Annotated in this window: 1 protein-coding gene; it reads right to left on the bottom strand. The window is 79.7% G+C overall.

Going from position 1 to position 2474, the window contains the following annotated elements; all coding sequences use genetic code 11:
* Positions 1-2322, bottom strand: a 2322-nt coding sequence (locus tag SZN_RS36705; protein WP_043735314.1) for a helicase-associated domain-containing protein, incomplete at its 3' end; no start/stop codon positions are given.
* Between the last annotated feature and the right edge of the window lie 152 nt (positions 2323-2474).

Genomic DNA, 2474 nt, shown 5'->3' with positions numbered 1-2474 from the left:
CGCGCGGATCGCCGCCGCCAGCAAGGTGGCGTCCGGCGTCGGCGGACCCTCCGGCACCGGCTCCGGCGCGGTGCGCGGCGGGGTGCGGTGCGCGTCCGCCCGCGTGATCACCACATCGCCCTGCGCCGACTCGGCCGCCGGCGCGAACCCCATCGCGCGCAGCCCCTCCAGCAGCGCGCCCGGGTCCGCCTGCGCCGCCAGCACGGTCGGCGCCAGCCGGCGCAGCCGCAGCGCCGCGGCCCGCTTGTCGGCCAGGATCTCGTTCAGCTGCGCGTCGTCGTCGCAGCGGACGTACGCCGACGCCGCGCCGACCCGCAGCTGGCCGTGCCGTCGCGCCACGTCGTCGATCAGATACGCCAGCGGCTGCGGCACCGGCGTACGGGAGTGCGCCGCGAGGAAGGCGTGCAGGTCGGAGGCGCTGCGCCCGGCGTCCAGCGCACGGCGCACCGAGCCCGGCGTGAACCGGTACACCGTCGCCCCGCCCTTGGACTCGACGTCCGCGAGCACGTCCAGCACGGCGGCCAGCGGGCGCTCCAGCGGACCGGGCGCCACGGCCGTCAGATCGGCCTGGAGCAGGACGTGGTCCAGCGGCTCCGGCAGCAGCGGGGCCAGCAGCCCGGCCGCCGCCGCCGAGGCGAGCGCCTGCTCCGCCGCCGACAGCGGCTCGGGCGCGACGGCCGGATGCGGATGCCCGTGCCCGTGCCGGACGGGGAGCTTGTCCCCGGGACCGGCCGGGACCGCCGCCTCCACGGGGACCGCCGCGACCGCCGCGGCGGACCCGTCCGCGGACGGGCCGGTCGCCGAGGGCCCGGTGGCACGCCCCTCACCGGCCGGGCGCCCCGCGCCGGGCGCCCCGAGCAGCGCCCTGCCGTGCGCCGACAGCGCGCCCCGGCCCGTGACGCCCAGCAGCTCGGCCTCCTGAAGCGCCCACCGGGCCAGCCGCCCGCGCAGCTCGTCCTCGCGCTGCGGCCCCCGCAGCGGCCGCTCCCAGCGCAACCGCGCCAGCACCCCCTCCGCCGACGGCGACGCGCCCTCGGGCAGCGCCGCGAGCAGCGTCAGCACCCGGTGCCGCACCTCGGGCGCGGCCGAGCGGTCCAGCCCCGGGCCCAGCGCCGACAGCGCACGGTCCTTCGCGTCGCGCCCGCCGATCAGCCCCGCCGTGCGCGTCGCCGTCAGCCAGGACTCCGCCAGCCGGGCCCAGCGGCGGGCGGCGGACTGCTCCAGCCACTCGTCGTAGGCGGGCGTCGCCGCGTACCGCTCGTCCGCCTCGCCGTCGGAGGCCAGCAGACCGGCGGCGTGGGCCAGCTCGATCCAGAACGCGGCGACCGGCTCGGGCACGTCCAGCGCGACCGCCGTGCGCTTGAGGTCGCGCACGCTCAGCCCGCCCGCCCGCAGCACGGCCGGACCGCCCGCGTCCCACTCCTTCAGCAGGTCCTCGACGGTCGCCAGCGCGGTGTACGCCTGCCCGGCCGCCGCCGCGTCCACCACCCGCGGACGGTGCGAGGCCGCCGCCGCCACGGACGGCGGCAGCGGCTCCGTCGCACGGTGCGCGAGCCCGCCGCGCAGATGCAGGGCCACCTCGCGGGGCAGTACGACCGTGCCCGGAGCCGTCGGCAGCAGCAGCCCGCGGTCCAGGAGCAGCCGCAGCCGGGGCGCCGGATCGGCCGTCACCTGCCCGTACGGCGGACCCCACACCAGCCGTCGCAGCACCTCCAGGGACTCCTCCGGGACCTCCGCCAGCAGCGCCGCCATCCGCCGCCGGTCGGTGAACAGCGCCGCCAGCGACGACACCGCCGACACCGCGTCATGGGTCGAGGGCAGCCCGGCCGCGCCGACGATCTCCTGGACGCGCCCCGGCGACATCCCGGCCGCCGCCTCCCGCACCGTGGGCCCCAGCCCCGTCGGCGAGGGGTGCTGCGGCGACGGCGTCAGCAGCTCGCGCGCCGTGCGCACCAGCCGCAGCCGGTCGTCCGGCCCCCACACCAGGGCCTGCTCGCGCAAGGTGCCCAGCGCGCGCGGCAGCGCCCCGGCCACCGCCGCGTCCTCGGCGTCGCCCGCCATCAGGCGCAGGAGCCCGCCGTAGGCCGCCGGGTCCGCCGCCACCGCCAGCGCCTCCGCCGTCTGCAGCGCGAAACGGTCCAGCCGCTCCAGGGCCCGCACCACCGACGCCCGAGTCCCGGCCCGGGTCGCCAGCTGCGTCAGGTCGGTGGGCACGGGCGTGATGAGATCGGGCCGGGCACGCAGGAGCACGGCCAGCGAGGCGTCGTCCCGCCCGCGGAGCGCTTCCGCGAGGGAACGGGGCGGTGTAGCCGGATCGCTCATCCGTCCCAATCTAGCGGGTGCCCCCGCCCCGCGAGCCCCCACGGCATCCGCACCGTCCCACCGGTCCGCGGCTCGCACGCCTACGTCCCGCCCGCCACGGCCCGCCCGGCCACCGCTCACCCGTGCCCGCACGCCCACCCGGGCGCCGCCCC

The sequence above is a fragment of the Streptomyces zinciresistens K42 genome, from assembly GCF_000225525.1.
In the GTDB taxonomy this organism is placed as follows: Bacteria; Actinomycetota; Actinomycetes; order Streptomycetales; family Streptomycetaceae; genus Streptomyces; species Streptomyces zinciresistens.
Note: the sequence above shows the minus strand (reverse complement) of the source record. Positions and strands in the feature narration are given on the sequence as shown.